Consider the following 25,326-nt stretch of genomic DNA (forward strand, 5'->3'; position numbering starts at 1 on the left):
CCCGGCCCGGGCCGGGCCAAGCCGTTGCGATCAAGCGGTCGAAAACATGATTGGCCGGTAAGGTCGATCCATGAACGCAGAGTTCGATGTCGTGGTCCTGGGGGCGGGTCCCGGCGGTTATGTGGCAGCCATTCGTGCCGCCCAACTGGGCCTGAGGACCGCCGTCGTCGAAGGACGGTTCTGGGGCGGCATCTGCCTGAACATCGGGTGCATCCCTGCGAAGGCGCTGTTGAGGAACGCGGAACTGGCTCACCTCGTCGTCCACGAAGCGGACGCCTACGGCCTGAAGTTCGACGGGCAGGTGGGCCTCGACTACCGGGCGGCGTACCTCAGGAGCCGCAAGGTGGCCGACGGGCGGGCCAAAGGCGTCGGCTACCTCATGCGCAAGAACGGCATCGCGCAGTTCGAGGGCCAGGGGTCGTTCATCGACCCGCACACGATGAACGTCCGGATGTCCGGTGAAGAGGCCACCCTCACCTTCGCCCACTGCATCATCGCCACCGGCTCGACCGTGAAGCTGCTGCCGGGCACACGTCTCGGCCAACGCATCGTGACCTACGAGGAGCAGATCCTCTCCGACAGCCTCCCGGCCAGCATCGTCATCGCGGGCGCCGGTGCCATCGGGGTGGAGTTCGCCTACCTGCTGCGGGCCTACGGCGTCCAGGTCACGCTGGTCGAGTTCCTCGACCGGGTCGCTCCCCTGGAGGACGAGGAGGTCTCGGCGGAGCTCGCCCGGCAGTTCCGCCGGCAGGGGATCACGGTCATGACCTCCACCCGCGTGGAGTCCATGGAGGAGACCGCGGACGGCGTACGCGTCGTCGTCTCGCAGGCCGGGCAGGAAAAGACACTGGAAGCGGAGAAGGTGCTCCAGGCCACGGGCTTTCAGCCCCGTACGGCCGGATACGGGCTGGCGAACGCGGGCGTCCGGCTCACGGATCGCGGCGCGATCGACGTCGATGGCCGGTGCCGCACCAGCCAGTCGCACATCTTCGCCATCGGGGACGTGACGGCGAAACTGATGCTCGCGCACACGGCGGAGGCCATGGGCGTCATCGCCGCGGAGACCATCGCGGGCGCCGAGACGATGGAACTCGACTACCGCATGATTCCCCGCGCCACCTTCTGCCGGCCCCAGATCGCGAGCTTCGGCTGGACCGAGGCGGAGGCCAGGAAGGAGGGGTTCGACGTCCGCGTCGCGAAGTTCCCCTTCACCGCGAACGCCAAGGCGCACGGATTCGGCGAAACGGCCGGCTTCGTGAAACTCATCAGCGATGCCCGCCACGGCGAACTCCTGGGGGGCCACCTGATCGGGCCGGACGTCACGGAACTGCTCCCGGAACTGACGCTCGCGCAGAAGTGGGACCTGACGGTGACCGAGCTCGTGCGCAACGTGCACGCGCATCCCACGCTGAGCGAGGCCGTCCAGGACGCGTTGCACGGCTTGGCCGGGCACATGATCAACCTGTGAGAGCACGGCCCGCAACACGACTCCGGGCGCCCGGCATGGCCTTTCCCGTCGAGGGCGGCCAGTAGACGGGTGGTCGTATACTCCGTGGTATGGGACGCGCCAGTGACGCCAAGGAGAAGATCCTCACAGCTGCGCAGTCGCTCCTCGAACTGCGGGGATATTCGGCATTGGGCGTGGCCGAGATCTGCAAGACGGCCGGGGTGCCCAAGGGCAGCTTCTACTACTTCTTCGAGTCCAAAGAGGCTCTGGCACTGGCCGTCCTCGATGAACACTGGGCCGCCCAGCAGCGTGACTGGGTCCGCATCCTGCGCAGCGGGGCCGAGCCCCTGAAGCGGCTCCGGCAGCTGTTCGAGGAGACCGAAGCGGCTCAGCGTGCCGGTCAGGCCAGTTGCGGCTCCGTCTCGGGGTGCATGTTCGGCAACCTCACCCTGGAGCTGAGCAACCAGACCGAGGCGATACGTGAGCGTCTGCAGCAGATCTTCGAGGCACAGGTCGCCCTGGTGGAGGCCGTCATCTCCGAGGCTCTCGCACGCGGAGAGGTCACCGTCGCCGACACCCACGAAGCCGCCCACTCGGTTGTCGCGCAACTCGAGGGCCAGGTGCTGTTCGCCAAGCTCTACAACAACACGTCCCAGCTCAGCGCCCTGTGGCTGAACTGCCTGGCCCTGCTGGGTGCTCGCGCATCCGAGGAGCCGCAGGTCGCTGTGTGACGCGCGCCCCGGGCCGGGGACCGAGCCCGGGCGCGCGGTGAGGCGGACGGAACAGAAGCGACTCCGGCTTTGACTTTTTGTCGACCGGTCGCCCCGACGGCTGGTCCATCAGCCGCTACCAGGTGACCAAGCTCGACTGAGGGGACGGCGAAGCAGTCGACCGCCGCCATCCGGAAATGAGTCGGAGGCCGTATCGGAATCCTCCGATACGGCCTCCGACCCGCTGTTTCGCAAGTCGGGACGACAGGATTTGAACCTGCGACCCCTTGACCCCCAGTCAAGTGCGCTACCAAGCTGCGCCACGTCCCGTTGCCCGTCTGACCTGGGGTTTCCCCTGGCCCAACGTGCACAGAAACAATACCGCACTCGGGGCCGTGGTCGCGCATCCCTTTATCCGGCGTTCACTCGCGGCGCCCCTCCCCTGCCGGGAGACCCAGGTCAGGATGGAGGTCGAGGAGGCGGGGCGGCGCCGCCTGGCGCCAGGAGTCGGCGAGGATGTCGTGCAGCTCGCTCTCGTCCTCCAGGACGGCCAGGCGCACCCGGATCCAGGCGAACTGTGCCTCGTGGTCGGCGACCCAGAACTTCCCGGGCTCCGCCAGGACCAGTTCGTCCCGCTCCTCCTTGGGGCACCGCACCGCCATGGACGACTCGTCCTCGGGCAGTGTGGCGAACATCTTCCCCGCGACCCGGAACGTGGGCATGCTCCAGGCGATCTTCTCCGTGCTGTCCGGCAGGGAGAGGGCGATACGGCGTACGTCTTCGGCGTCCGACATGTCTGGCACCGTAGCCAACTCCGCTGACAATGGCGCGGTCGGTCAACGAGAGAGCGGCGCCACCTGCTTGTAGAAGATCGTCGTGGGCTGCAGGACGCCCGCCGGGGTCGCCGCGAAGTCCGGTATCGAGCCGACGCTGGTCCAGCCCACGGAACGGTACAGCGACTCGGCGGGGCTGCCGGTCTCCGTGTCCAGGTGGAGCAGGGTGATCCCGGCCTCGGCGGCGGCCCGCTCCGCGGTGGCCAGGAGCCTGCGCGCGAGGCCCTTGCCGCGGGCCTCGCGGTGCACCATGAGTTTGACCAGCTCGGCCCGGTGGCGGGCGTTCGGCTTGTCCGGGAAGGCGAGGCTCACCGTGCCCGTCGCCCGGTCTCCTGCCCGAGCCGCCCACACCGCGAGGCCGCCCGCGTCGACCGCGTCCGCCCGCGCCTTCCACCAGGCCACGGCCGCTGCCCGGTCCAGCGGCGCGAGGAAGCCGATGGACGCTCCGCTGTGCACGGTGTCGGTCAGCAGATCGGCCAGTTCCTCGGAGCGTGCCCGCACCTCTTCCCCGCCGAGTCTGTCGATCACGGTCACGGGAGCACCACCACCAGCGTGTACCGCACATCGTCCGGTCCCGGGCAGCGGAATCGCGTCGGCCCCCAGACCCGCATCCGCAGGCAGTCGCCGGCGCCGAGGCGGTGTTCGACGTCCTGTGCGGTCACCTGCAGCGTTCCGTCGAGGACCCAGATGTGCTGTTCGAGCCCTGGCACGGGTGGCCGGTCGTAGGCGATGTCGGCTCCGGCCGTGAGCCGTCCCTCGACGAGTTCGCCGCGCAGTCCGGGGTGCGGAGGGGACACGGACCGTCGCACGAAGCCGGACGCCGCGTCCTGCCACACCAACTGGTCGGCGGCGCGCACCACCTGCGCGGGCTCCGCCTCCACCTCGCTGAGCAGCCGGGACATCGTGCGGCCGTAGACGGCGCACAGCCGGTTCAACAGCGCGGCGGTGGGGCTGGTCTCGGCGCGTTCGGCACGGGACAGGGTCGAGCGGCTGACGCCGCTGCGCTCGGACAGCTCGTCCAGCGACCAGCCGCGTTCGGCCCGTAGCGCGGCGAGACGGGCCGCCAGCCGGGCGTCGACGGAGTCGACGGAGTCGATGAGATCGTTCCCCATTTCCATATCTGGGATGTTATCCCAGATATGAGAGACGGAGGGTGTCGTGGGTGGCCGGCGATCTTCCAGATCTCCCGGAGACGGGCGGCGCCCGTCAGTCCGCCGTCGCCGCCTCCGTCAGCGCGTCCAGCACCGGGCGGATCAGGGGGTGCTCCTCCGCGCCCCGGCGCACGGCCGCGAAGACCCGGCGCGTGGGCGCGACACCGTCGACCGGACGCACCACCACGCCCGTGAGGTCCATGCCACGCAGGGCCGAGCGGGGCACCAGCGCCACCCCCGCGTCCGCCGAGGCGAGGACTACGACCGCCCGGAAGTCGTCCGAGGAGTGCTCGAGGCGGGGCTGGAACCCGGCGTGCTCGCAGGCCAGGACCACCACGTCATGGCAGGGGTTGCCGGGATAGGGGCCGATCCACGGATCCTTGGCCAGTTCGGCGAGCGGGACCTCGGGGGCGTCGGCCAGGCGGTGGGTGACCGGTACGACGGCGTCGAAGGGCTCGGCGTAGAGCGGGATGTGCGTCAGCCTGGGATCGTCGGCGTCCGGCGCGCCCCGGTACTCCACCGCGACCGCCACGTCGACCTGCCGGTCGAGGACCATCGGCAGACTCTCGTCGCCCTCCGCGTCCTGCACGCGGATGCGGATGCCGGGCGCGCTGCGGGCGAGCCTGGCCAGCGCGGGGGCGACGACCAGGCCGATCCCGGTGGCGAAGGAAGCCAGCGTCACCGTGCCCGCCGAGCCCGCGCCGTAGGCCGCCAGCTCGGCCTCGGCGCGCTCCAGCTGCGCCAGGACGGCATGGGTGTGGCTGAGCAGGATCTCGCCGGCCGGAGTGAGCCGTACGCCCTTGGCGCCACGCTCGACGAGCCGGTGGCCGGTCTCCTGTTCCAGCGCGGTGAGCTGCTGGGACACCGCGGAGGGGGTGAGGTAGAGCGCGGCGGCAGCGGCCGTCACCGTGCGGTGGTCGGCCACCGCACGGAGGATGTGCAGCCGCCGCGCTTCGATCATGCGAACGATTATCGCAAGAGGTCCGGGTCGCCTCAGACGTCCAGTTCCGCCCGGGCCGCCACAAAGGCGTCGACGGCGCGGTGGACGTCGTCCGTGGAGTGCGCTGCGGACAGCTGCACCCGGATCCGGGCCTGGCCCTGCGGGACCACCGGGTAGGAGAAGCCGATGACGTACACGCCCCGCTCCAGGAGCAGCTCGGCCATGCGTCCGGCCTTCGCGGCGTCACCGATCATGACCGGGGCGATCGGGTGGTCGCCCGGCAGGATGTCGAAGCCCTCCTCGGTCATCCGGCGGCGGAAGAGAGCGGTGTTCTCGTTCAGCTTCTCGCGCAGGTCGCCCGCGGACTCCAGCAGGTCGAGCACCTTGAGGGAGGCCGCGGCGATCACCGGGGCGAGGGTGTTGGAGAAGAGGTACGGCCGGGAGCGCTGGCGCAGCAGGGCGACGATCTCGGCGCGGGCGGCGACGTAACCGCCGGAGGCGCCGCCGAGCGCCTTGCCGAGGGTGCCCGTGACGATGTCGACGCGGTCCATGACGCCGTGCAGCTCGGGGGTGCCCCGGCCGCCCGGGCCGACGAAGCCGACGGCGTGCGAGTCGTCCACCATCACCATGGCGTCGTAGCGGTCCGCGAGGTCGCAGATCTCGCGCAGCGGGGCCACGTAGCCGTCCATGGAGAACACGCCGTCGGTGACGATCAGCTTGCGGCGGGCACCACCCTCGGTGGCCTCCTTCAACTGCCTTTCCAGATCGGCGAGATCGCGGTTGGCGTAGCGGAAGCGGCGGGCCTTGGACAGGCGGATGCCGTCGATGATCGAGGCGTGGTTGAGGGCGTCGGAGATGACCGCGTCCTGCTCGCCGAGAAGGGTCTCGAACACACCGCCGTTGGCGTCGAAGCAGGAGGAGTACAGGATGGTGTCCTCCTGGCCGAGGAAGGCCGAAAGGCGCGCCTCCAGCTCCTTGTGGACCTCCTGGGTGCCGCAGATGAAGCGCACCGACGCCATGCCGTAGCCCCAGCGGTCCAGCGCCGCGTGGGCGGCGGTGATCACCTCGGGGTGGTCGGCGAGCCCGAGGTAGTTGTTGGCGCAGAAGTTGAGCACCTCGCCGGGGCGGCCGCCCGCGGTGACGCCGACGGTCGCGGACTGCGGGGTGCCGATCACGCGCTCGGGCTTGTGCAGCCCGGCGGCGCGGATCTCGTCGAGGGTGGCGCGCAGGTCGTCGCGCACGGAGTCGAACATGGAGAGGCTCCTAGAAGTGCTTACGCCGGGAGGGAGTTACGCGGTCCAGTCGAGGATGATCTTGCCGCCGCGGCCGCTCGCCGCGTCGGCGAACGCGGCCTCGTGGTCGCGGTAGTCGTACCGGCCGGTGATCACAGGTGCCAGGTCGAGGCCGCCCTCCAGCAGGACGGACATCGCGTACCACGTCTCGAACATCTCGCGGCCGTAGATGCCCTTGATGGTGATCATCGAGGTGACGATGCGCGCCCAGTCGACGGGGAACTCCTGGGACGGCAGACCGAGCATCGCGATGCGGCCGCCGTGCGTCATGTTCGCGATCATGTCGCGCATCGCCTCGGGGCGGCCGGACATCTCCAGGCCGATGTCGAAGCCCTCGCGCAGGCCGAGTTCGCGCTGGCCGTCGGCGATGGACGCCTCGGAGACGTTCAGGGCGAGGCTGACGCCGATCTTGCGGGCGAGGTCCAGGCGCTCCTCGCTGACGTCGGTGATGACGACGTTGCGGGCGCCCGCATGCCGGGCCACGGCGGCGGCCATCAGGCCGATCGGGCCGGCACCGGTGATCAGGACGTCCTCGCCGACCAGCGGGAAGGACAGGGCCGTGTGCACGGCGTTGCCGAACGGGTCGAAGATCGCGGCGACATCGAGGTCGACGGGGACGCGGTGCACCCACACGTTCGTGGCGGGCAGCACCACGAACTCGGCGAACGCGCCGTCCCGCCCGACACCGAGCCCGACGGTCGCCCGGCACAGATGGCGGCGCCCGGCGAGGCAGTTGCGGCACTTCCCGCACACCAGGTGGCCCTCGCCGCTGACCCGGTCACCGACGCCCACATCGGTGACGTCCCGTCCGGTGGCGACGACCTCGCCCACGAACTCGTGCCCGACGACCAGGGGCGTGCGGATCGTCTGCCGCGCCCAGCCGTCCCACGCGCGGATGTGCAGGTCGGTTCCGCAGATCCCGGTCCGCAGCACCTTGATCAGTACGTCGCCCGGGCCGACGGCGGGCTCCGGAACGTCCATGAGCCGGAGCCCTGGTTCCGCCTTGTCCTTGACCAGCGCCTTCAACGCTACGGCTCCTGGGAGTGAGGCCGGCGCAGGGCATGCCGAAGCGGCCCGCGCCGGGGGGGAAGGATGTGAAGTCGCTCAGAAATCTGCCGCATCGGGGATCGGCGGTCCATCGAGGATTTCTTAAGCGCGACCGCAGCTTTCCTTCACGCCGCCCGCTGCTGACCCCTTTCCTTCACGTCTCGCGCTTGCGCACCGCCCGGGTCCTGCCGTCAGGCGCGCTCGGCATCACGGGTCTCCCTGGCGGTGATCCGCTCGGCGAGCTCCGCCGCCAGCGACTTGATGGTGTCCAGGCCCGCGCGGCCCCAGGGGCGCGGTCGCACATCGAGGGCGCAGACCGTGCCGAGAGCGATGCCCGTGCCGTCCATGAGCGGGGCGCCCAGGTAGGAACGGACGCCGGCTTCGTCGACGAGCGGATTGCCGGCGAAGCGAGGGTAGTCACGGACGTCTTCCAGGACCAGGGCCTTGCGCCGGACGACCACATGCGGGCAGAAGCCGTACTCTCGGCCCAGGTGGCGGGCCGGTTCGCCGGCCGCGCCGTCCGGGTCCGCGGGCGCGGTGAGGGGGCGGTCGTCGGGCTGGTGGAGTCCCGCGAAGTACTGACGGTGTTCCTGGACGAAGGTGACCATGGCGTACGGCACCTCGGCGAGCCCCGCAAGCCGGTCCGCGAAGGCGTCGAACTCCGGTTCCGCGCGCTCCCCGAGGCCGAGTCGGCGCAGCCTGCGGACGCGCTCGGGGGCGTCCACGTCCTGAGGGGTCAGGAGCAGTCGGCTCAGTCTCATGTGCGGGCTCCACGGCTCGTGGCGGGTGCCGGTGCCTGCGCGAGCAGGTGGCGGACGAGCGTGAGCAGGGTCTGAATCCCGGAGCTGGAGATCCGGGCGTCGCAGCGCACGACGGGGACCCCGGGGTCCAGGTCGAGGGCGGCGCGCACCTCCTCCGGGTCGTAGCGGTGGGCGCCGTCGAACTCGTTGACGGCGACGATGAATCCGAGGCCGCGGCGCTCGAAGAAGTCGACGGCCGCGAAGCAGTCCTCCAGGCGCCGGGTGTCGGCGATGATCACCGCGCCGAGCGCGCCCTCCGACAGCTCCTCCCACATGAACCAGAAGCGTTCCTGTCCGGGCGTCCCGAACAGGTACAGCACATGCTTCGGGTCCAGGGTGATCCTGCCGAAGTCCATCGCCACCGTCGTCTCGACCTTGCCCTCGATGCCGTCGAGGCGGTCGGTGGCGGCGCCGGCCGTGGTGAGCAGTTCCTCCGTGCTCAGCGGCGCGATCTCGCTCACCGCGCCCACGAAGGTCGTCTTGCCGACGCCGAACCCTCCCGCCACCAGGATCTTCAGCGCGGTGGGGAAGGGATCAGAGCTGTCGTCGTAGTCCATCGAGCACTGCCTCCAGAAGGGACCGGTCGGTGGGGTTGTGGTGGTGTGCGGGGGGCTTGGTGGTGAGCGCCCCGCAGTCGACGAGGTCGGACAGCAGCACCTTCGTGACCGCCGCCGGCAGCCTCAGGTGGGCGGCGACCTCGGCGACCGGGACGGGCGAACGGCACAGGCCGAGCGCCTGGGCGTGCTCCGGGCCGAGGGGGCCGAGGGGGGTCGATCCGGTGGCCCTCACCTGTGACAGGAGGTCGAGCGCGGCGGTCGGGCGGGTGCGGCCGTTGCTGATCGTGTAGGGCCGCACCAGCCGCCCGGCCGCATCGTCGAGCCAGGGGCCGTCACCGGCCATGGTGACGCTCAAGGCCGCATCGCCGTGGGCTGTTCGGCGCTTCGGCGGGGCGCGGTCGTCAGGTACGGTCGCACACTCTTGACGAGCATCGCCATCTCGTAGCCGAGGACCGCCGCGTCGGCCTCGCGGCCGGCCAGGACGGCGAGACAGGTGCCGGAGCCGGCGGTGGTGACGAACAGCAGGGTCGCGTCGAGTTCGACGACGACCTGCCGTACGTCACCGCCGTCCCCGAACCGGACGCCGGCGCTGCGGCCGAGGGCGTAGAGGCCGGAGGCGAGGGCGGCCATGTGGTCGGCGCCGTCGGGGTCGAGGCCGTGCGCGGCCTTCACCAGCCCGTCGCAGGAGAGGAGGACCGCGCTCGTGGTGTGCGGTACGCGCTGGACGAGGCCGCTCATCAGCCAGTCGAGGTCATGAGCCTGGGCGGTCGGCGCTTCGCTCGCCATGGTGGATCGACTCCTTGGGGTACGCGGTTCTGCGGAAGCGGGAGGGCTCGGGGCGGTCATCCGGCCGGAGCGCTCCCGTCGTGACGGTCTGTCAGGTCATGTTCGGGCGGGGTCGACTCGGGCAGGGCTTCCGCGAGGCCGATGCCCCGTCGGAACGCGGCCATCAGGCCGGGGTCGTGGCCGGTGTACCGGTCGGCGTCCTGGTGGACGGGCGGGGTGGGGCCGCCGCGGAGCTGGGGCGCGAGGTGTTCCTGGGCGCGGCGGCGCGGCAGCGAGGGTCTGCCCGGGGCCGCGCTCGCAGCGTCGGGGCGCGGCACCGTCGGTCTGGTCGCGTTCTCGGCGAGGGTCGCGCGGTCGGCGGGGCGGATGCCGGGCCGGGCCTCGGCGGGGGTGGGCCGTGGTGCGTCGGTGTCGCGCACGGGCAACGGGGTCCTGACGGGGTCGGCCGGGATGCCCTCGGGTGCCGTTCGGCGCGGTTCGTGGGGTTCGGGGTGTTCGGACGCCGGGGCGGAGGGATGGGAGATGGGACGGGTGTGCGGCGGGGCAGCGACGGCCGTGGTGTGCGGGTGGGCCGCGATGACCGTGGGCCATGGGTTCCCGGCATTGGCGGTGTCCCGGGGGCCGGTCGGGGTCGCCGCACTCCGGGAGCCGGATGCGCCTCCGGTGCTCCGGGCGCCCGTAGCGACCGAGGTGCCCTGCGGTGCCACCGGCGTCATCGTCGCGGCCGCGCCCGGCGCCGGGCCGAGCAGCCCCTGCGGCAGGACGAGCACGGCTTGGACACCGCCATAGATGTTGGTCTGCAACCGGACGTGGATGCCGTGCCGGCGGGCGAGTTGGGAGACCACGAACAGGCCGATGCGGCCGTCCGCCAGCAGACCGGCGACACTGAACCGGTCCGGGTCGGCGAGCAGGGCGTTCATCTTGTTCTGCTCGGCCTGGGGCATGCCGAGCCCGCGGTCCTCGACCTCCACGGCGAGTCCCGAGGTGACGAGGCTGGCACGCAGCACCACCTGGGTGTGGGGCGGCGAGAACACCGTGGCGTTCTCGACGAGTTCGGCCAACAGGTGGATCACGTCGGCCACCGCGTGTCCGCGCAGGCTGCCGTCGACCGGCGGCACGAGCCGGACCCGCGTGTACTGCTCGACCTCGGCGGTCGCGGAGCGCAGCACCTCGGTCATGGGGACCGGGTTGCTCCACTGCCGGCGGGAGACGGCGCCGCCGAGCACGGCGAGGTTCTCGGCGTGGCGCCGGATGCGGGTGGCGAGGTGGTCGATGTGGAAGAGGCCCTTGAGCAGGTCGGGGTCCTCGATGTCGTTCTCCAGCTCGTCCAGGATGGAGATCTCCCGGTGGACGAGCGACTGCAACCGTCGTGCGAGGTTCAGGAACACCTCGAGCTTCTGTTCGCTGTCCGCCCGGCTGGAGAGCTGTGCCGCCTGGACGACCGCGGCGACGGCGCCGTCGTGGGCGCGTGCCAGCTCCGCGGCGAGCTGTTCGAACTCGTCGGCGTCGGCGGCGGGTGTGCCGCGCGGCGCACGCACGGGCGGTGCCTCGCCGTGGCGCAGCGCTTCCACGAGGGCGCGCAGGTCGGCCTCGTCGCGTGCGCTCTCGCGGCGCAACGCGTCGAGCCGGCCGGTCACGGACCGGGCGGCGCGCTCGGCGGCCACGGCGGCGATCACGATGCCCACCACGGTGACTCCGAGGGAGCCCGCGAGCACGGCCCAGAGCGCGAAGGTGGGGCGAGCGCCGGTGGTACGAACCGCGAAGAGCACGGCGGCGCAGGCGGCGAGGGCCACGGCGAGCGGCGGCAGGACGGCCAGCCGCCACAGCTGGGGCCGTATCCGGATCCCCGGGTGCGGGAGGACCGCATGGGCGGCCGGCCGCCCGTGCCGCCCGCCCTGGCGGCGGTCTTCGCGTGCGGCGGGTGCGCGAAGGTGAGACATCGGCGTCCTCGTCCTGGGTGCGTCGGGGGCGTGGGGGCTCCCGCGGGTCTGCGCGACTCGCGCCCGCGCCATCGCGGCGCCGGTCGAGAGAGCCGACGTTCCGGCCCTGCGTCGCCCGACGGACACTCAGAGTAGTCGCCCTGGAGGCAGGTGGGGTGGGCTGTTGACAAAGTCCTCCGGAGAGCTTCCCGCTCTGGTATGACCTGTCGTACGACAGACCGATAATCGTGTCGGTCGCGCGTTCCCGCTTGCCATTGAAGCGATCAGGGCTGGTCAGAAGCGGTCACATACAAAAGGTCAGCCGCTGAGGAATTTCCCGCTCCACAGCCCTCGCCCCGCTCGAACGCCGATCGAAAAGTGAGCCGGCCCGAGGGTCTTCCGCTCCCCGGGGACCCCGGACGGGGCCCCGGGATCGTCACCCGGAGTGTCGGCGACCGTCTGCCGATCGGCGGCCGCTGGGCGGAGCTGATCGAGCCGGGGGACCAGTCGGCGTCCGAGATCGCCGATCATGACGGGTGCGCTTCAGCCGAGGACGACGGCACGGGTACTGTCGTTGCCGACGAGCAGGCCGCGGGGGCGGCCGGTCCCTCGGAGAACTGACAGCACCACGGGTGGCGCGGAGGAGGACGGCTCACTCACGCCACCCTCATGTGAGGGGATACGACCATGGCTGTGGCACGCCGGCCCACGCTCAGCGACGTGGCGGAGCAGGTCGGCGTCAGCGCCAAGACGGTGTCACGGGTGCTCAACGGTGACGGACCGGTCGCCGCCCAGACCCGTGAGCGGGTGATGGAGGCCGTGCAGCGGCTGGGCTTCCGACCCAATCTCATGGCCCGGCACATCCGCCTGGGCGGCAGCGACACCGCCATCGGGCTGGTCGTGCCGGACATGAGCAACCCGTTCTTCGCCACGGTGGTGAGCGGGATCGAGTCGGTGACGCACGACCGGGGCCTCACCCTGCTCGTCGGCTCCTCGGCACAGGACGCCGAGCGGGAACGCTCCCTGGTCGGGACGTTCCTGGCCCGGCGGGTCAGCGCCCTGCTCATGGCACCGACCGTGAAAGCGGACCACGGGTACCTGAAGGCGGAGCGCTCCGCGGGACTGCCGGTGGTCTTCCTCGACCGCCCCGGCACCGGGCTGGCCGCGGACAGCGTGCTCAGTTCCAACCGGCAGGGAGCACACGAGGGCACCGCGCACCTGATCGCGCACGGCCACCGCAGGATCGGCTTCATCGGCAACACGGCCACCCATCTCTACACCCGTCGCATGCGTCTGCAGGGCTACCGGGACGCCCTCACGGAAGCCGGGCTGCCGTACGACAGGGCACTGGTGGCCGGCGGCCACGACATGCAGTCGGCGGCCGCCGACACCGAGCGTCTGCTGGGCCTGGCAGACCCGCCGACGGCACTGTTCGCGGCGAACAACTTCGCGTCCATGGGAGCCGTACTGGGCCTCGCCCGGGCAGGCCGCAAGGATGTCGCGCTGGTCGGCTTCGACGACATACCGCTCGCCGAGGTCCTCGAGCCCGCCCTCACCGTCGTCGCCCAGGACCCGGCGGCCATGGGCGCCGCGGCCGCGACGATCGCGCTGGCCCGCCTCGACGGTGACGGCTCCCGAGCCCGCACCACGGAGATACCCACCCGGCTGATCCCCCGCGGCTCGGGGGAACTGCGCCCCCGCTGAAGCCACCGGCGCGCACAACCAAGGGCGCGGCACGGGGCGAGGCGCGGCCGAGATCGGCGTTCGCCTGCGACACCCGCCGTGCGTGACCCCGTCGAATGAATGGCCGGGGATCGACCTGTTCCCCCGATGGGCGGTTGCGTACGATGCGAGCGCTCCCGGCCTTCACAACTCGCTCATGGTTTCTCCACAGACCGGGAGCCCGCGCGGGCTTTGACGTGCCCATGACTAGCTCGCGTCGTGTCCACCCCCCACCGAACGAGGGAGAACCATGGCCGGCGGACTGCTTCTGAGCGGCGCGATCGCCGCTCTTCTCACCACGACGATTCCGGCGCAGCACAGCTCACCCGTCTTCAACGACCCGCCCCCGGACAAGATCGTCATCGATATCGCCACGGTCAACGGCTCCGGCTGTCCGCAGGGCACCACCGCCGTCGCCGTCTCGGAGGACAACACCGCCTTCACGGTGACCTACAGCGAGTACCTCGCCCAGGCGGGCGGGACCTCCGACCCCACCGCCTTCCGCAAGAACTGCCAGCTCAACCTGGTCGTGCACGTGCCGCAGGGCTTCACCTACGCCATCGCCAGCGTCGACTACCGCGGCTTCGCCTCGCTCCAGCAGGGCGCGAGCGGCACCCAGCGGGCCTCGTACTACTTCCAGGGCTCCTCGAACACGGCGTACCGCAGCCACCCGTTCAACGGCCCCTACAACGACAACTGGCAGGCCACCGACAGCACGGACTGGGCGCAGCTCGTCTGGGCGCCGTGCGGAGTGCAGCGCAACTTCAACATCAACACCGAACTGCGGGTCACCGCGGGCACGTCCGCGCCCGGCAAGGTCAGCTTCATGACCATGGACTCGACGGACGGAGACATCAGCACCGTGTACCACATGGCCTGGAAGGAGTGTCCGCGCTCCTGAACTGGAGCCGGCGGGCGGGTGGGCGCGCGCTGCCCGCCCGCCGACGGCGCCGCCGCAACTGCCGCTGCCCGAAGGACGGTGGTGCCGAGGTCGAGTTCCGGGGTCACCGTCACCGGGCGTGCGCCGGGCTTGGCCCACACGCGAACGTACGGAGCATTGACGGGAGTTCCGAGGAACCCCAGCCGGCACAGGGCTGGGGTTCCTCGACGTGGTGCGTATCGGTCAGTAGGTGAACTTGCCCACGCGGTGAACCGCTCGTCTACGGGCAGGCAGACCGCACCACATTGTGATCACCGTGGATCGGGCAGGTCAGTGCTGCAGGGTGAGGACACCCGGTCGCCACGGCAGTTGGTCGTAGGGGCCGCCCGCGTTGGGGGACTTGCCCTGGTAGAGGAACTGCAGGTTGCAGGGGTCGATGGTCATGGTCTGGTCGGGGTTGTTGCGGACCAGGTCACCGTGGCTGATGTCGTTGGTCCAGGTGGCACCGCTGTTGGCCTTGCCCGCGAAGGGGTTGCTCTCGCCGGCGGCCTGCGGGGTCCACGGACCGTTCAGGCTGGTGGCGGTGAACGAGCGGAAGTAGCGCTGCTCAGTCGCACCCCGAGCCTCGACAATCATGAGGTATTGGTTCTGGCCTTGAACCTTGTAGACCTGAGGCGCCTCGAACAGGTTCTTCACCGTGTCGCTCATGACCGTGGTGTACGAGGAGCCGAAGTTGCCCGGGAAGTTCCCGATCGGCATGGTCGACTTGTAGATGTTGCCGTTGTCACCGGCGAAGAACAGGTACATGTTCTGGTCATCGGCGATCAGGGTCTGGTCGATCGGGGCGGAGCCGGGGATGCTGCCGGTGAACAGCGGCTGCGGCGCGGACCAGCCGCCCGGGTTGGTGGGGTCGCTCGACGTGCGGTAGATGAAGGGCCACGCACCCCACTGGTACGCCAGCACCCAGATCTTCTTGGGCGCGAAGTAGAACAGCGTGGGCGCCACCGTGGACTGGCTCATCCCGGTCTGGCCGGCCGACGCCATGTCCGACCAGTTCGTAAAGGGACTGAACATCATCGAGCCGTACCCCGATCCCGACACGTTCGACGCGTAGACCAGGTGCTTGCCGTTGTACGTCACGTTGGTGAAGTCCTTCAGCGAGACCCACCCGTTCGCCGGCTGCGCCAGCGGACCCGTCGAGGTCCACCGGTACGTGGACGGAAGAGAACACGTGGTGCCCGTCCCGGACAGGCCGGTCCACTTCTGGTTGCCGGCGCCGGTGCAATTCCAGAGCTGCACCGCCGTGCCGTTGGCCGTACCGCCGCCCGAGACGTCCAGGCACAGCCCGGACTCCACGCCGACGACCGTGCCGTCGGAGTTCACCCGCCACTGCTGGTTCGCACCGCCGTTGCAGGACCAGATCTCCACCTTGGTCCCGGAAGTGGTGGCGTGGCCCGGGACGTCCAGGCACCTGTTGCCGTACACCGTCAACTGGTTGCCGTCCGTCAACGTCCACTGCTGGTTGGTCCCGCCCGTGCAGTCCCAGATCTGCAGGAACGTGCCATCGGTCTGACTGGCGCCCGGCACATCGAGACACCGGCCGGAACCAACGCCGCGCAAGGCGCCGCTGGTGGCCGCCTGAGCCGGGTTGGCGACGAGCAGCGCCGCCAACGCGACCAGGGCCGCAACCGCAGCGGCGAGTACCACAGACCGATGCCTGCGGCCGAAACTTCGTCCGCGCATGGGGACCTCGTATTCCTTGAGTAAGCGGTTCCGGTTGGCCCGCTCAGGGGCTGTCCGGACGGTCGATGTGGTGCTGTTCGCAGCCGTCCGATGGCACCGGGCTGACCCCTCGTGGCTTCCCGGTCCTGCGAGAGGCTTCGGCACAGTCCTTTCTGCCGTGGAGCCACGTGCCATCGACGGTTCGCTCGCACGCTCGTGCCAGCACGGTGCCGTGCCTGGCCCCGGCGTTTCAGTTCTCCAGGCGCCAGTGCTGGTTCGCACCGCCCGTGCAACTCCACAGCTGGACTTTCGTCCCGTTGGCGGTCCCCTGGCCGTTGGCGTCCAGGCAGAGCCCCGACTGCACCGCTGTGATGGTGCCGTCGGAATTGATGTTCCATTGCTGGTCTGCCTGTCCGCTGCAGTCCCAGATCGCCGCCGGGGCGCCGTTGCCCGCCGCCTGGCCGACGCCCAGGCACTTGTTGCCGTAGACCACCAGCTGCTTTCCGGCGGTGTAGGTCCACCGTTGGTTGGAGCCGCCGTTGCAGTCCCACAGTTGTGCCTGCGTGCCGTTGGCCGTGGTGGAGTTGTTGATGTCGAGGCAGCGCCCCGACTGCTGGCCGACGATCTTCTGGTTGCCGGAGGGCGGTGGCGGATTCGAGCCGAACTGTGTGAAGAACTGCCACACCGCCGCCGACGTCCAGGTGCGCCATCCGTCACCGGTGGAACCGTCTATGGGACCGGGGTCGTGGCCCGCTCCGTCGAACGCGGCCCAGACGACGGGGTATCCGGACCGGCACCCGGAGTAGGTGGTGATGATGTGCGTCAGGCTTCCGTAGGCCGGCTCGGGCGGGTTCTGCGGGGTGCAGCCGTTGTTCCGGACGAAGGTGTCGCGCAGTTCCCGTCCCAGCGAGATCGGCAGCACGTTGTCCCTGATGCCGTGCAGACCCATGTAGGCGATGGGCTGAGTCCCGCCGTTGCACCCGCTGAGGTTCGCTCCGGAGTAGACCGCGACCGCGCGGAAGACCGTTGCCCGGGAGCAGGCGAGGGCGTACGACATCGCGCCGCCGTAGCTGAAGCCGGCGGAGAAGACCTGAGTGGTGTCGACGCACAGACCTGATTCGATCTGGCTGACCATGGCGTCCACGAAGGCCACGTCCTGGCCACCGGAGTTGGCCCAGCCGTTGCCGATGCCCTGGGGAGCGACGAAGATCGTGCTGTTGTTCGCGCTGTCCGCCAGGCGCCTGAGGCCGTAGTAGGACCAGTTGTACCCGTCCGTTCCGCCCGAGTCGACGTCGTTGGCCGTGCCGCCCCGCCAGTGGAAACCGAAGATCAGCCGGTAGGGGTGGTTGCTGTCGTAGCCGGCAGGAACCCGCAGTATGTAACTGCGGGTCTGGCCGCCGCTCTGAATCGTGTGGGTACCACTCGTGAGCGTCGGGGCCTTGCCGCAGCCGGCGGTCGCCCGGACGGCTGCGGTCGTCGTAGCCGACGCGGGGGCGCCGAGGCCGCTGCCGAACGAGCTGCCCGCGGCTGCCAGGACGAGAAGTACCGCAGCCGCGATGGACATCAAGAGGGGTGTGCGTTTCATGCGTTCCTTCTTCCGAAGTCGAGGAACAGGCAGGAAGGGGCGGGGTTCAGACGGCGGTGATGGTCCATTCGTTGTTGGTGCTGGAGTTGGGCGTCCACATCACCGTCGTGGAACCGACCGTGGTGGTGCCGCTCCCGTCAAGAGCGGTTCCGGTGCCCCGATTGACGATCTGGTAGCGGTTGCCACCGAGACTGTTGAGTGACCACTGCTGGTTGCTGCCGCCGTTCCACGCCTCCTGGCGGGCGGGAGCGCCGTTGGCGGAGTTGCCCCAGCTGTCGGCGGCCATGCCGTTGGTGCGATTCATGATCCGGTGGTAGCCGTTGCCGAGGTCGATCAGCTGCCACTGCAGGTTGGTGCTCCCGTCGTAGTTCCACTGCTTGAGGTTGGAACCGGATGCGACGTTGCCCCCGCTGTCGAGCACGAGTCCGCTCGTCACGTTGGCGATCTTCACCCACGTGGTCGAGCCGCCTGGCGCACCCAGGACGGGGATCTCACCGGAGAAGGTGAGCTTGACCGTGTACGCCAGAGCGCTGAACGGCGGGTTGGACGAGGGCATCGCTATGTGCAGGCCGGAAGCATCCTGGGTCGGGGCGGGCAGGTTGATGTAGCTGCCCGCGGCGTTGTTCAGCAGTTGCGCGCCGGTCAGACTGCTGAGGTTGATCTGGTTCGAGTTCAGCGTGGTGATGGTCATCGTCGCACCCTGCCAGCCCAGCGCGGTGGCGTAGAGGACCTTGTTGTCCTGGCTGCGGGTGAAGCGGACGTCCTGGGCTTTGCCGGCGACCGGTCCGCTGAAGGAGCCTCCGCCCATCTTGGTGGGGCCCTCGCCGTAACTGGACCAGGAGCGGGTGCCGTAGACCGCCTCGCCGAAGCGCCCGAGCCAGTCCCCCATGCCGAGCAGGATCGACTGCTGTCCGGAGGGGATGGTGCCGTCGGCCGTCGGGGCGATGTTCAGCAGCATGGTGCCGCCCTTGCTGACCCGGTCGATCAGCGAGTGCAGCAGTGCCTGCGTCGAGTAGTAGCCGATGCCCACGGTGTAGCACCAGCTGGAGGAGGAGATGCTGTCGTCGGTCAGCCAGTACGGGGTGAGCAGCCCTGCCGGGCCGCCGCGCTCGAAGTCGAAGACCTCGCCCTTGTTGTCGAGGCCGTCCTTGTAGGTCGCGACCACGTCCTTGTTCCAGGCGACGGCCTGGTTGTAGTAGTGCGCGAGGAACTGTAGCCGGTAGGACTCCTCCACCAGGCCCAGGTCGAAGTCCTGCCAGAGCAGGTCCGGCTGGTAGCCGTCGATGACCTCGACCAGCTTGTCGTACCAGAGCTTGTTCTCAGCGGCCGAGCCCTGCTGGCCGAACAGGATGCGCAGCGTCGGGTCGGACTGGTTCGGCACGTGGTCGAAGTAGCCGTTGAAGTGGTAGGCGTGGTGCAGGGACGCCATGAACCTCAGGCCCTGCGCGCGGATGGCCCGCGCGTGCAGCCCGACGAGGTCGAGTCTGGGGCCGTGCTGGACGGAGTTCCAGGGATTGGCGCGGCTGTTCCACATGGAGAAGCCGTCGTGGTGCTCGGCGACCGGGCCGGCGAACCTGGCTCCCGCGGACTTGAACAGCCGGGCCCAGGCGTCCGGATCCCAGTTGCCTCCCTGGGAGGCGAGTTTCGGGGCGAACTGCACGAAGTTGCCGGCCTTGTCGCGGGCTCCGTCGATGAAGTTGTTGTACGGCCAGACCGAGGGGTCGCCGTAGGTGGCGATGTGGTGCTTGTTTTCGTTCGAGCCGCCGATGTACATGTTGCGCGGGTACCACTCGTTGCCGAACGCCGGGACGCTGAAGACGCCCCAGTGGTAGTAGATGCCGAACTTGGCGTCCTTGAACCAGGCGGGCGCCGGGGGGTGCTGGTCCACGGACGACCAGCTGGGGGTGTAGCTCGCCGGGCCTTCGGTCGCCGCGGCCTCCGGGGCGAACCGCAGCAGGCCGAGGGCCGTGACCGCGCCGGTCGCCGCCAGCAGGCGGCGCCGGCTGATCGGATGGGGGGTGGGCTTCATGCGGGGCCTCTCAACGTCTTGACGGGGTGGTCAGTTGCGCGTCCACTGCTGGTTGCTGCCGCCGTTGCAGGTCCACAGCTCCAGCAGGGTGCCGTTGGCCGTTCCCGCGCCGGTGGCGTCCAGGCACAGGCCGGACTGGGCTCCGGTGATGGTGCCGTCGGCGTTGAGCGTCCACTTCTGGTAGCCGCCGCCGTCGCAGGTGCGAATGTCGACCTTGGTGCCGGGGCTGGTGCCGCCGCCCGCGGCGTCGAGGCAGACGCTGCCGTAGACGCGCAGTTCACCGGCGGAGGTGCTCGTCCACTGCTGGTTGCTGCCGCCGTTGCAGTCCCACAGCTCCACCTGGGTGCCGGGCGTCTGCGACTGGTTCGGCACGTCCACGCACCGGCCCGAGCCGACGCCGACGATCGAGCCGGTCGTGCCGCCGCCGGTGCCGCCGCTGCCGGGGGTGAGGGACAGGTTGTCGAACTGTGCCGTCTCACCCTGGCCGGTCGCGTAGCCGGCCTGGCCCGCGGCCCAGGTGCGGTCGCTTACGGAGCCGACCGTCGAGCCGTCGACGACGGCGGTCAGCGTGCTGCCGGAGAACGTCAGCGCCAGGGTGTGCCAGCGGTTGGTGCCCAGCGCCGTGGTGGTGCCGTGGGCGAGGGTGGAGACACTGCCGTTGGTGTTGGAGCTGAGGATCGACCAGGCTCCGGTGTCGCTCACCCGCAGGTGGTAGGCGTTCAGTTGCCCGGTGCTGCCGTAGTCCTGCGTGTTCGCGCGGCCCATCAGCTCGGCGTATCCGGGCTGTTCGAGCAGCACGTCGGACGAGACGGTGTAGTTGCTCCAGCCGACGTCACCGAGCAGGGCGTGCGGATCGGACAGCGCGTCCCAGGTGATCGGTTTCTGCGGGCTCATCTGGCGCACGCACTTGCCGGTGCGGCCGCCGCCGCAGCCGACCACCTCGAAGGCGCCCTGCCAGTCCATGAGGTACTTCGCCTCGGTGCCCGTGGTGTAGCCGTCGAACGAGTCGCTGTACGGCAGGCTCATGACGCCCTGGGCGGGGCCGGTGGCAGTGCCCTTGCCCTGGCCGGTCGTGGTGGTCAGGGTGTAGACGTGATGGGGCTGCACGGTCAGGCTGAAGCCGCCACCGGACGGGGTGAGGTCCGTGGTGTGCACGAAGTAGTCGGCCGCGCTGCCGGAGTCGACGTCGGTCGACCAGACGTGGACGGTTCCGGTGGAAAGCCCTCCGGTGACGTTGAAGTTCAGGGTCTGGGCGCTACCGGCGTCCATGGTCTCGACGACGGTCGAGTAGTCCGAGTTGTCGGTGGACTTCAGCGAGACGTAGCTGCCGTTGTTCCGGTTGCCGCCGATGTAGCCGCTGGAGGAGTCGAGGTACCGCCAGCCGGGGGCGGTGAACTGCGTCGTGTGCGCCGTCACCCAGGTGTTCTTGCCGATCGAGTAGTGCCCGGACCACGGCTGGGAGGCGAGGGCGAGGCCCATCGTGGGGTAGGGCAGGTTCGGGGTGATCGCGGCGACCACAGGCCAGTTGAGGTAGGCGGTCATCCGGCCGTCGATGTATCCGCGGTTGATGCCGCGGGCCACGGCCGGAGCACCCGCGTTGTAGTCGTCCGAGCCGTTCTCGCTGGCCCACAGCTGCTTGCCGGACGACGTGGCGGCCGACGGCACCGAGCAGTTCGACTGGGAGGAGCGGTAGCCGCAGGGATAGTGCGTACCGATGATGTTCACCGCGGCGGCGAACGCCGGGTCGGAGTCGACGTCATTCGCGACGTTCCAGTCCGAGTCGGCGGCGACGATCTTGACGCTGCCGTAGCCGTTGGCGTTGAGCGCGCTGCGCAACTGCTCGTACCAGGAGACGTTGTAGCCTCGCTCGTTCCAGCCGCCGAGGTAGTCGATGCCGAGTCCGTGCTGTTTGGCGCAGCCCAGCCACGAGATCAGGTAGTTGACCATGTCGGTGGACCAGAAGTTGCCGCCACCGATCCAGCCGGGGGCGCCCCAGGCGAGCCCGTACAGTTTGATGTTCGGGTTGCGTGCCTTGGCCTGCTCCATCAGCCACCATTCGTAGCCCCGGTTGCAGTTGAGGTCGGAGCGGGTGTGCTGGTGACTCGGCTCGGCTCCCGAGGTGGAGTTGGTGTCCCCGCCGATCTCGGCCTTGAGGATCTGGAGGGAGGCGCCGTAGCCGGGCTTGAAGAGGTAGTCGAGGATCTGACCGCGTTCGGGCTCGGGATAGTCGATCAGGAGTCTGCTGTTGCCTCCTCCGCCGCTGATCGCGCCGACGCCGTCGAAGGTCCGTCCGCCGGATGTGCCGTTGATGGTGATGGGGGTGGCGGCCTGGGCCGGAGCGGCGGTCGCGCCCACGAGGCCGACGCAGGCCAGGACGAGGCTCGTGAGCACGCCCGTCGAGGCGCGCAGGCGCCCAAACAGCCGTCCGCATGCTGTCACGGTGTTTCCTTTCGCAGGTCGGGGTCCGCGGCCGGGGCGGTCAGCGGACGATGAAGTCCTGGTTGGTGCCCGGTGCGTTCTTGCACTGCCACTGGTCCAGTTGCCGGCCCGCGTTGCCGCCGGCGCCATAAACGTCCAGGCACAGGCCGCTGTTGCGGTTCTGGAAGGCGTACGAGCCGTCGGACTGACGTACGGGCAGCCAGAGAGCGTTGGCGGCCGTGCCGGGGGCCTGCTGGACGATGTCGGGGGTGCCCGCCGTCGTGGAGCTGCCGGCGACCGCCACGTCCAGGCCGGAGTGCTGGGCGCGCAGTTCGCCGTAGCCGCCCGAGGCCGGCACGAACCGGAACTGCTGGTTGCCCTGCCCGTTGCAGGTCCACTGGTCGATCGCGGCGCCCGCGCTGCCGGAGTTGCCGTAGACGTCCAGGCACAGGCTGTCGTTCGCGACGACGAGTTGGTGGTAGCCGTCGGGGAAGCCCTCGCCGCCGGAGGAGGCGGGGGTCAGACGGACGGCGAAGGCGTCGTGCGAGGCCTGGAAGGTGAACGGCACGGTGATCGAGCCGCCCGAGGCGCTCACGTCCTGGTCGTAGACGGTCTGTGGCGCCGTCAGGGGGGCCTGGTCCGGGATGCGGTGCACGGTGACGTGCACACTGCCGGCGTTCGTCAGCCAGGGCACGGACGACAGCCCGTCGAAAGTCACGGTCGCGGCGCCGGTGTATCCGTTCGAGTCGCCGATGACGGCCACCGCGCGTTCGGCGACGGAGTCCTCGGAGGCGGCGACGGCCGTCGAGCCGACCTGGCCGGAGGTGTCGACGAGGGTGCCGGTCATGTCGGCGTAGTCCCGCAGCGCCCACCAGTTGCCGGTCGGCTGCCAGCTGCCCCCGCTCTGGGTGAGGACACCCGTCAGGTTCGGGGTGACGCAGCAGACCCAGTTGCCGCGCATCGCGTTGGTGTACCCGGACTGCGCGAACCGCGCCAGGTACCAGGCCGTCACCCCTGCGGTCTGCCGGTCGGCCGGCTGGTACTCGTTCGAGGACAACGGCAACGGGCCGATGCCGGCCGAGCCGAGGGCGGCGCGGAGGCTCTGCGCTACGGTGACCGGGTCGTCGACGTCGCCCTCGTTGTGGTTGGTGATCATGTCGGGGACGGTGCCGGCGGCCTTCACGTGCGCGAGCCAGGTCTGCCATTCACCGGGGTTGCGCTGCGGGGTGAACGCGAGCGACGGTCCCACGATCTGCGCCCCGGGGGCGATGCGCCTGATCTCCCGGTAGGCGGTGTCCCACATCTGGAAGTACTGGGCGCTGTTCACTCCCCGCGTCCAGAAGACGGAGATGTCCGGCTCGTTCCAGATGTCGTAGGAGAACGTCAGCCCGGAAGCCTGGAGCGCTCCCACAGTGGAGTCGATGAAGCTGACCCAGTTGGAACAGTCGCCGTTGTCGCACGGGTACCTCGTGTTCGACGGCTGGCCGCCGTTCGCGCCGTAGATGTCGCTGACCAGGACCTGGTACTGCGCGTGGTAGGGCGGCCGGGTGAGCCGTTTCGCCTGGGCGACGATCGAGTCGACGTCGGCGCGGGTGGCCGATCCGTACTGGTAGCCGTCCCTGATCCAGCCGCCGGAGAACCATCCGCCGCCGCGGAACGCGTTGATGCCCAGCGGCTGGAGGAACTGGTCGGCGGGCCGGCTGCCGTCTTCGCTTATGCCGTAGAGGAACCCCTCCCCCACGCCGGTCGACGGCCCCCGGGCCGACGCCAGGTGCACGCTCAGCGACGTGCCCGAGGCGGCCAGGCTCGGGGCGGCCCGGCTCGGGGCCGTCGACAGCAGCGACAGCGCGAGTGCCAGGACGATGCCCGCCAGCAGTGACGGACGGCCGGGTCTCGCTCTCGTCCTCATCCGATCCTCCTGTGGTCGGCGCCGTCGCATCGCGGCGCGGCGACATGCCGGGGCGGCGTTCGGATGCCGCCCCGGAGCCGAACGGGGTGTCTCATCGCATCAGTTGTGCGACCACTGCTGGTTGGACTGGCCGTTGCAGGTCCACAGCTCCACGGGGGTGCCGTTGGCGGTGGCGGCACCGGTCACGTCCAGGCACAGCCCGGAAAGGGCGCTGGTGACGCTTCCGTTGGCGTTGAACGTCCACTGCTGGTTGCTCTGGCCGTTGCACGTCCAGGTGATGACCCTGGTACCGGGACTGGTGCCCTGCCCGGAGGCGTCCAGGCACAGCCGGCTGCCGCCGACGGAGACGGTCAGTTCGCGGGAGGCGGTCCGGGTCCAGCTCTGGTTCCCCGCCCCGGTGCAGTCCCGGATCTGCGTCTGCGTGCCCGGGGTGGTGGAACTGCCAGGCACCTCCAGGCACTTGCCCGCGCCCACCGCGTGCAGCGCACCCGTCGTGCCGTCCCCACCGCCTCCTGTCCCGTAGCCGGCGGCGGTGATGGCGGCCTGGACGGCGTTCTCGGTGGCGTCGGAGGGGTAGCCCGCGGTCATCGCGCCCTCGAAGAACTCGCCGACGCCTGAGACGCTGTTGTCTCCCCCGGTGCCGAGCAGGACCGAGCTGTCGACCTTCATCGGTGAGTAGCCGTTGGGGAGGGGGCCGGAGAAGGTCGTGGTCAGCCCACCGCTCGTGCCATTGCCGTATTTGAGAGTGAAGTTGCTGGTGCCGTTGTTCTTCAGCCATGCACTGACGAAGGGGAAATGCACGCCCTGGTTGTTCGGGTCCTTGTTGGAGCCGGTGTCGGTGTGGAACATGCCGTTCTCCAGGTCGGCCTCGACCCATGGGCCGCTGCCGGTGCAGCCGCCGAACCAGCAGGCGTTGCCCCAGTAGATGGCGTTCATGGTGGCGTTGCCGGTGTCGGTGTGGGAGTTCTCACCGCTGCCGTAGTCGAAGCAGCACCACTGGTTCGTGTAGTTCGACGACGTCACCATGTAGATGCCTTCGGGCTGCGATCCGGTGGCCACGCCGTTCGCGTGGTCGATCCGGTAGCCGACGCCCGGGGTGACCTTGACGCCGAAGACCTGGTGGCCGGCCACCGTGACCGGCAGGGCCATGGCGTCCGCCCCGACGTCTGATCCATTGGGGCCGGGGCCCTTCCAGTAGCCGCCCCAGGAGATCGGCAGGTCGTTGTGCTTGGTGGTCTGGTCGTAGATCTTCGTGATCGTGCACGACGTGCCCGCGCAGAACGACACCTGGGACGCCCCGTCGGCGTAGCCGCCCGCGCTGAGCACTCCGATGTCGCGGTAGCTGTGATCCGAGGCCCGCTGGATCTGGTACAGCGGCCCGTTGTACGACGCGAAAAGCGCCCTGGTCGTGGCGTGCGCCGTCACACACGGCGTACCGCCCGCGGCATAGATGTCGCACGGTAGCGAGCCGTCGGCCGCGGAGGCGCTCGCCGGAAGGGCCGCCGGGTGAACGGCGGCGGTAGTACCGTTGCGCGGGGACGTGGCGAACGCCGGTGCGCCGAACGCGGCCACGGCCATC

At 69.9% G+C, this 25,326-nt stretch carries 22 protein-coding genes, 1 tRNA gene and 1 pseudogene; 5 read left to right on the forward strand and 19 right to left on the reverse strand.

The genetic code is table 11. The annotated features are described in order from the left end of the window. Nucleotides 1-70: 70 nt before the first annotated feature. Both lpdA and SY2F82_RS19035 read left to right on the forward strand, forming a co-directional pair. Nucleotides 71-1,468 carry a dihydrolipoyl dehydrogenase gene (gene lpdA / locus SY2F82_RS19030; RefSeq protein WP_200420294.1) on the forward strand — a complete coding sequence of 466 codons (1,398 nt, stop codon included), beginning with the start codon at nucleotides 71-73 and terminating at the stop codon, nucleotides 1,466-1,468. Nucleotides 1,469-1,557: 89 nt separating this feature from the next. Further along, on the forward strand, nucleotides 1,558-2,178 hold the full coding sequence (locus tag SY2F82_RS19035) for a TetR/AcrR family transcriptional regulator (protein WP_200420295.1): 621 nt from the start codon (nucleotides 1,558-1,560) through the stop codon (nucleotides 2,176-2,178). A 235-nt stretch (nucleotides 2,179-2,413) separates the two neighbouring features. On the opposite strand, the gene SY2F82_RS19040 is transcribed toward SY2F82_RS19035, so the two are convergent. The 12 genes from SY2F82_RS19040 to SY2F82_RS19095 all read right to left on the reverse strand — a co-directional run bounded on the left by SY2F82_RS19040 (nucleotide 2,414) and on the right by SY2F82_RS19095 (nucleotide 11,503). Next, nucleotides 2,414-2,487: transfer RNA gene (locus SY2F82_RS19040), tRNA-Pro, on the reverse strand. Between the two features lie 92 nt (nucleotides 2,488-2,579). Further along, nucleotides 2,580-2,951 carry an MmcQ/YjbR family DNA-binding protein gene (locus SY2F82_RS19045; RefSeq protein WP_200420296.1) on the reverse strand — a complete coding sequence of 124 codons (372 nt, stop codon included), beginning with the start codon at nucleotides 2,949-2,951 and terminating at the stop codon, nucleotides 2,580-2,582. Nucleotides 2,952-2,993: 42 nt separating this feature from the next. After that, the gene (locus SY2F82_RS19050) at nucleotides 2,994-3,524 is read right to left on the reverse strand and encodes an N-acetyltransferase family protein (RefSeq protein ID WP_374707180.1); all 531 of its coding nucleotides are present in this window, start codon (nucleotides 3,522-3,524) and stop codon (nucleotides 2,994-2,996) included. Then, nucleotides 3,521-4,108: a helix-turn-helix domain-containing protein gene (locus SY2F82_RS19055; RefSeq protein WP_236041623.1), complete on the reverse strand. Its 588-nt coding sequence runs from the start codon at nucleotides 4,106-4,108 to the stop codon at nucleotides 3,521-3,523. The genes SY2F82_RS19050 and SY2F82_RS19055 overlap by 4 nt, the downstream gene beginning before the upstream one ends. A gap of 88 nt (nucleotides 4,109-4,196) precedes the next feature. Further along, a complete protein-coding gene (locus SY2F82_RS19060; RefSeq protein WP_200420297.1) occupies nucleotides 4,197-5,102 on the reverse strand; it encodes a LysR family transcriptional regulator in 906 nt (301 codons plus the stop codon). A gap of 32 nt (nucleotides 5,103-5,134) precedes the next feature. Continuing rightward, the gene (locus tag SY2F82_RS19065; protein ID WP_200420298.1) at nucleotides 5,135-6,334 is read right to left on the reverse strand and encodes a glycine C-acetyltransferase; all 1,200 of its coding nucleotides are present in this window, start codon (nucleotides 6,332-6,334) and stop codon (nucleotides 5,135-5,137) included. Nucleotides 6,335-6,370: 36 nt separating this feature from the next. Further along, nucleotides 6,371-7,399: an L-threonine 3-dehydrogenase gene (gene tdh, locus SY2F82_RS19070; RefSeq protein WP_200420299.1), complete on the reverse strand. Its 1,029-nt coding sequence runs from the start codon at nucleotides 7,397-7,399 to the stop codon at nucleotides 6,371-6,373. A 212-nt stretch (nucleotides 7,400-7,611) separates the two neighbouring features. After that, complete coding sequence (locus tag SY2F82_RS19075) at nucleotides 7,612-8,181, reverse strand: GAF domain-containing protein (RefSeq protein ID WP_200420300.1); 570 nt, start codon at nucleotides 8,179-8,181, stop codon at nucleotides 7,612-7,614. Then, a complete protein-coding gene (locus SY2F82_RS19080) occupies nucleotides 8,178-8,777 on the reverse strand; it encodes an ATP/GTP-binding protein (protein WP_200420301.1) in 600 nt (199 codons plus the stop codon). Before SY2F82_RS19080 ends, SY2F82_RS19075 begins: the two co-directional genes overlap by 4 nt. Further along, on the reverse strand, nucleotides 8,755-9,120 hold the full coding sequence (locus tag SY2F82_RS19085) for a DUF742 domain-containing protein (RefSeq protein ID WP_200420588.1): 366 nt from the start codon (nucleotides 9,118-9,120) through the stop codon (nucleotides 8,755-8,757). Before SY2F82_RS19085 ends, SY2F82_RS19080 begins: the two co-directional genes overlap by 23 nt. A gap of 8 nt (nucleotides 9,121-9,128) precedes the next feature. Beyond that, nucleotides 9,129-9,563 carry a roadblock/LC7 domain-containing protein gene (locus tag SY2F82_RS19090; RefSeq protein WP_200420302.1) on the reverse strand — a complete coding sequence of 145 codons (435 nt, stop codon included), beginning with the start codon at nucleotides 9,561-9,563 and terminating at the stop codon, nucleotides 9,129-9,131. A 56-nt stretch (nucleotides 9,564-9,619) separates the two neighbouring features. After that, nucleotides 9,620-11,503, reverse strand: a complete 1,884-nt coding sequence (locus tag SY2F82_RS19095) for an ATP-binding protein (RefSeq protein WP_200420303.1) — start codon at nucleotides 11,501-11,503, stop codon at nucleotides 9,620-9,622. 357 nt (nucleotides 11,504-11,860) lie between these two features. Between SY2F82_RS19095 and SY2F82_RS19100 the strand changes: the two genes are divergently transcribed. The 3 genes from SY2F82_RS19100 to SY2F82_RS19110 all read left to right on the forward strand — a co-directional run bounded on the left by SY2F82_RS19100 (nucleotide 11,861) and on the right by SY2F82_RS19110 (nucleotide 14,105). Beyond that, a complete protein-coding gene (locus tag SY2F82_RS19100; RefSeq protein WP_200420304.1) occupies nucleotides 11,861-12,103 on the forward strand; it encodes a hypothetical protein in 243 nt (80 codons plus the stop codon). Nucleotides 12,104-12,169: 66 nt separating this feature from the next. Further along, entirely contained in the window at nucleotides 12,170-13,186 is a 1,017-nt protein-coding gene (locus SY2F82_RS19105) for a LacI family DNA-binding transcriptional regulator (RefSeq protein WP_200420305.1), read from the forward strand. Between the two features lie 268 nt (nucleotides 13,187-13,454). After that, complete coding sequence (locus SY2F82_RS19110) at nucleotides 13,455-14,105, forward strand: DUF4360 domain-containing protein (protein ID WP_200420306.1); 651 nt, start codon at nucleotides 13,455-13,457, stop codon at nucleotides 14,103-14,105. Between the two features lie 77 nt (nucleotides 14,106-14,182). On the opposite strand, the pseudogene SY2F82_RS38995 reads toward SY2F82_RS19110, so the two are convergent. The 7 genes and pseudogenes from SY2F82_RS38995 to SY2F82_RS19140 form a co-directional block, all read right to left on the reverse strand. After that, nucleotides 14,183-14,275, reverse strand: a pseudogene (locus SY2F82_RS38995) (DUF4232 domain-containing protein); the annotation flags it as partial. 139 nt (nucleotides 14,276-14,414) lie between these two features. Then, nucleotides 14,415-15,827 (reverse strand): non-reducing end alpha-L-arabinofuranosidase family hydrolase, encoded by a 1,413-nt coding sequence (locus SY2F82_RS19115; RefSeq protein WP_200420307.1) that lies wholly within the window; start codon nucleotides 15,825-15,827, stop codon nucleotides 14,415-14,417. A 229-nt stretch (nucleotides 15,828-16,056) separates the two neighbouring features. Continuing rightward, complete coding sequence (locus tag SY2F82_RS19120) at nucleotides 16,057-17,370, reverse strand: ricin-type beta-trefoil lectin domain protein (protein WP_200420589.1); 1,314 nt, start codon at nucleotides 17,368-17,370, stop codon at nucleotides 16,057-16,059. A gap of 67 nt (nucleotides 17,371-17,437) precedes the next feature. Beyond that, entirely contained in the window at nucleotides 17,438-19,420 is a 1,983-nt protein-coding gene (locus tag SY2F82_RS19125; RefSeq protein WP_200420308.1) for an alpha-L-fucosidase, read from the reverse strand. 30 nt (nucleotides 19,421-19,450) lie between these two features. Then, entirely contained in the window at nucleotides 19,451-21,859 is a 2,409-nt protein-coding gene (locus SY2F82_RS19130; RefSeq protein ID WP_200420309.1) for a ricin-type beta-trefoil lectin domain protein, read from the reverse strand. A 40-nt stretch (nucleotides 21,860-21,899) separates the two neighbouring features. Beyond that, nucleotides 21,900-23,747 (reverse strand): RICIN domain-containing protein, encoded by a 1,848-nt coding sequence (locus tag SY2F82_RS19135; RefSeq protein ID WP_200420310.1) that lies wholly within the window; start codon nucleotides 23,745-23,747, stop codon nucleotides 21,900-21,902. Between the two features lie 99 nt (nucleotides 23,748-23,846). Beyond that, nucleotides 23,847-25,325, reverse strand: a complete 1,479-nt coding sequence (locus SY2F82_RS19140) for an arabinofuranosidase catalytic domain-containing protein (RefSeq protein ID WP_374707189.1) — start codon at nucleotides 25,323-25,325, stop codon at nucleotides 23,847-23,849. Between the last annotated feature and the right edge of the window lies 1 nt (nucleotide 25,326).

It is taken from the genome of Streptomyces sp. Y2F8-2 (assembly GCF_014905555.1).
GTDB classification, from domain to species: domain Bacteria; phylum Actinomycetota; class Actinomycetes; order Streptomycetales; family Streptomycetaceae; genus Streptomyces; species Streptomyces cynarae.

Coding starts and splice junctions, on each gene's coding strand:
- lpdA (WP_200420294.1), top strand. CDS start 71: ATGAACGCAGAGTTCGATGTCGTGGTCCTGGGGGCGGGTCCCGGCGGT.
- SY2F82_RS19035 (WP_200420295.1), top strand. CDS start 1,558: ATGGGACGCGCCAGTGACGCCAAGGAGAAGATCCTCACAGCTGCGCAG.
- SY2F82_RS19045 (WP_200420296.1), bottom strand. CDS start 2,951: ATGTCGGACGCCGAAGACGTACGCCGTATCGCCCTCTCCCTGCCGGAC.
- SY2F82_RS19055 (WP_236041623.1), bottom strand. CDS start 4,108: ATGGAAATGGGGAACGATCTCATCGACTCCGTCGACTCCGTCGACGCC.
- SY2F82_RS19060 (WP_200420297.1), bottom strand. CDS start 5,102: ATGATCGAAGCGCGGCGGCTGCACATCCTCCGTGCGGTGGCCGACCAC.
- SY2F82_RS19065 (WP_200420298.1), bottom strand. CDS start 6,334: ATGTTCGACTCCGTGCGCGACGACCTGCGCGCCACCCTCGACGAGATC.
- SY2F82_RS19075 (WP_200420300.1), bottom strand. CDS start 8,181: ATGAGACTGAGCCGACTGCTCCTGACCCCTCAGGACGTGGACGCCCCC.
- SY2F82_RS19080 (WP_200420301.1), bottom strand. CDS start 8,777: ATGGACTACGACGACAGCTCTGATCCCTTCCCCACCGCGCTGAAGATC.
- SY2F82_RS19085 (WP_200420588.1), bottom strand. CDS start 9,120: ATGGCCGGTGACGGCCCCTGGCTCGACGATGCGGCCGGGCGGCTGGTG.
- SY2F82_RS19090 (WP_200420302.1), bottom strand. CDS start 9,563: ATGGCGAGCGAAGCGCCGACCGCCCAGGCTCATGACCTCGACTGGCTG.
- SY2F82_RS19095 (WP_200420303.1), bottom strand. CDS start 11,503: ATGTCTCACCTTCGCGCACCCGCCGCACGCGAAGACCGCCGCCAGGGC.
- SY2F82_RS19105 (WP_200420305.1), top strand. CDS start 12,170: ATGGCTGTGGCACGCCGGCCCACGCTCAGCGACGTGGCGGAGCAGGTC.
- SY2F82_RS19110 (WP_200420306.1), top strand. CDS start 13,455: ATGGCCGGCGGACTGCTTCTGAGCGGCGCGATCGCCGCTCTTCTCACC.
- SY2F82_RS19115 (WP_200420307.1), bottom strand. CDS start 15,827: ATGCGCGGACGAAGTTTCGGCCGCAGGCATCGGTCTGTGGTACTCGCC.
- SY2F82_RS19120 (WP_200420589.1), bottom strand. CDS start 17,370: ATGTCCATCGCGGCTGCGGTACTTCTCGTCCTGGCAGCCGCGGGCAGC.
- SY2F82_RS19125 (WP_200420308.1), bottom strand. CDS start 19,420: ATGAAGCCCACCCCCCATCCGATCAGCCGGCGCCGCCTGCTGGCGGCG.
- SY2F82_RS19135 (WP_200420310.1), bottom strand. CDS start 23,747: ATGAGGACGAGAGCGAGACCCGGCCGTCCGTCACTGCTGGCGGGCATC.
- SY2F82_RS19140 (WP_374707189.1), bottom strand. CDS start 25,325: ATGGCCGTGGCCGCGTTCGGCGCACCGGCGTTCGCCACGTCCCCGCGC.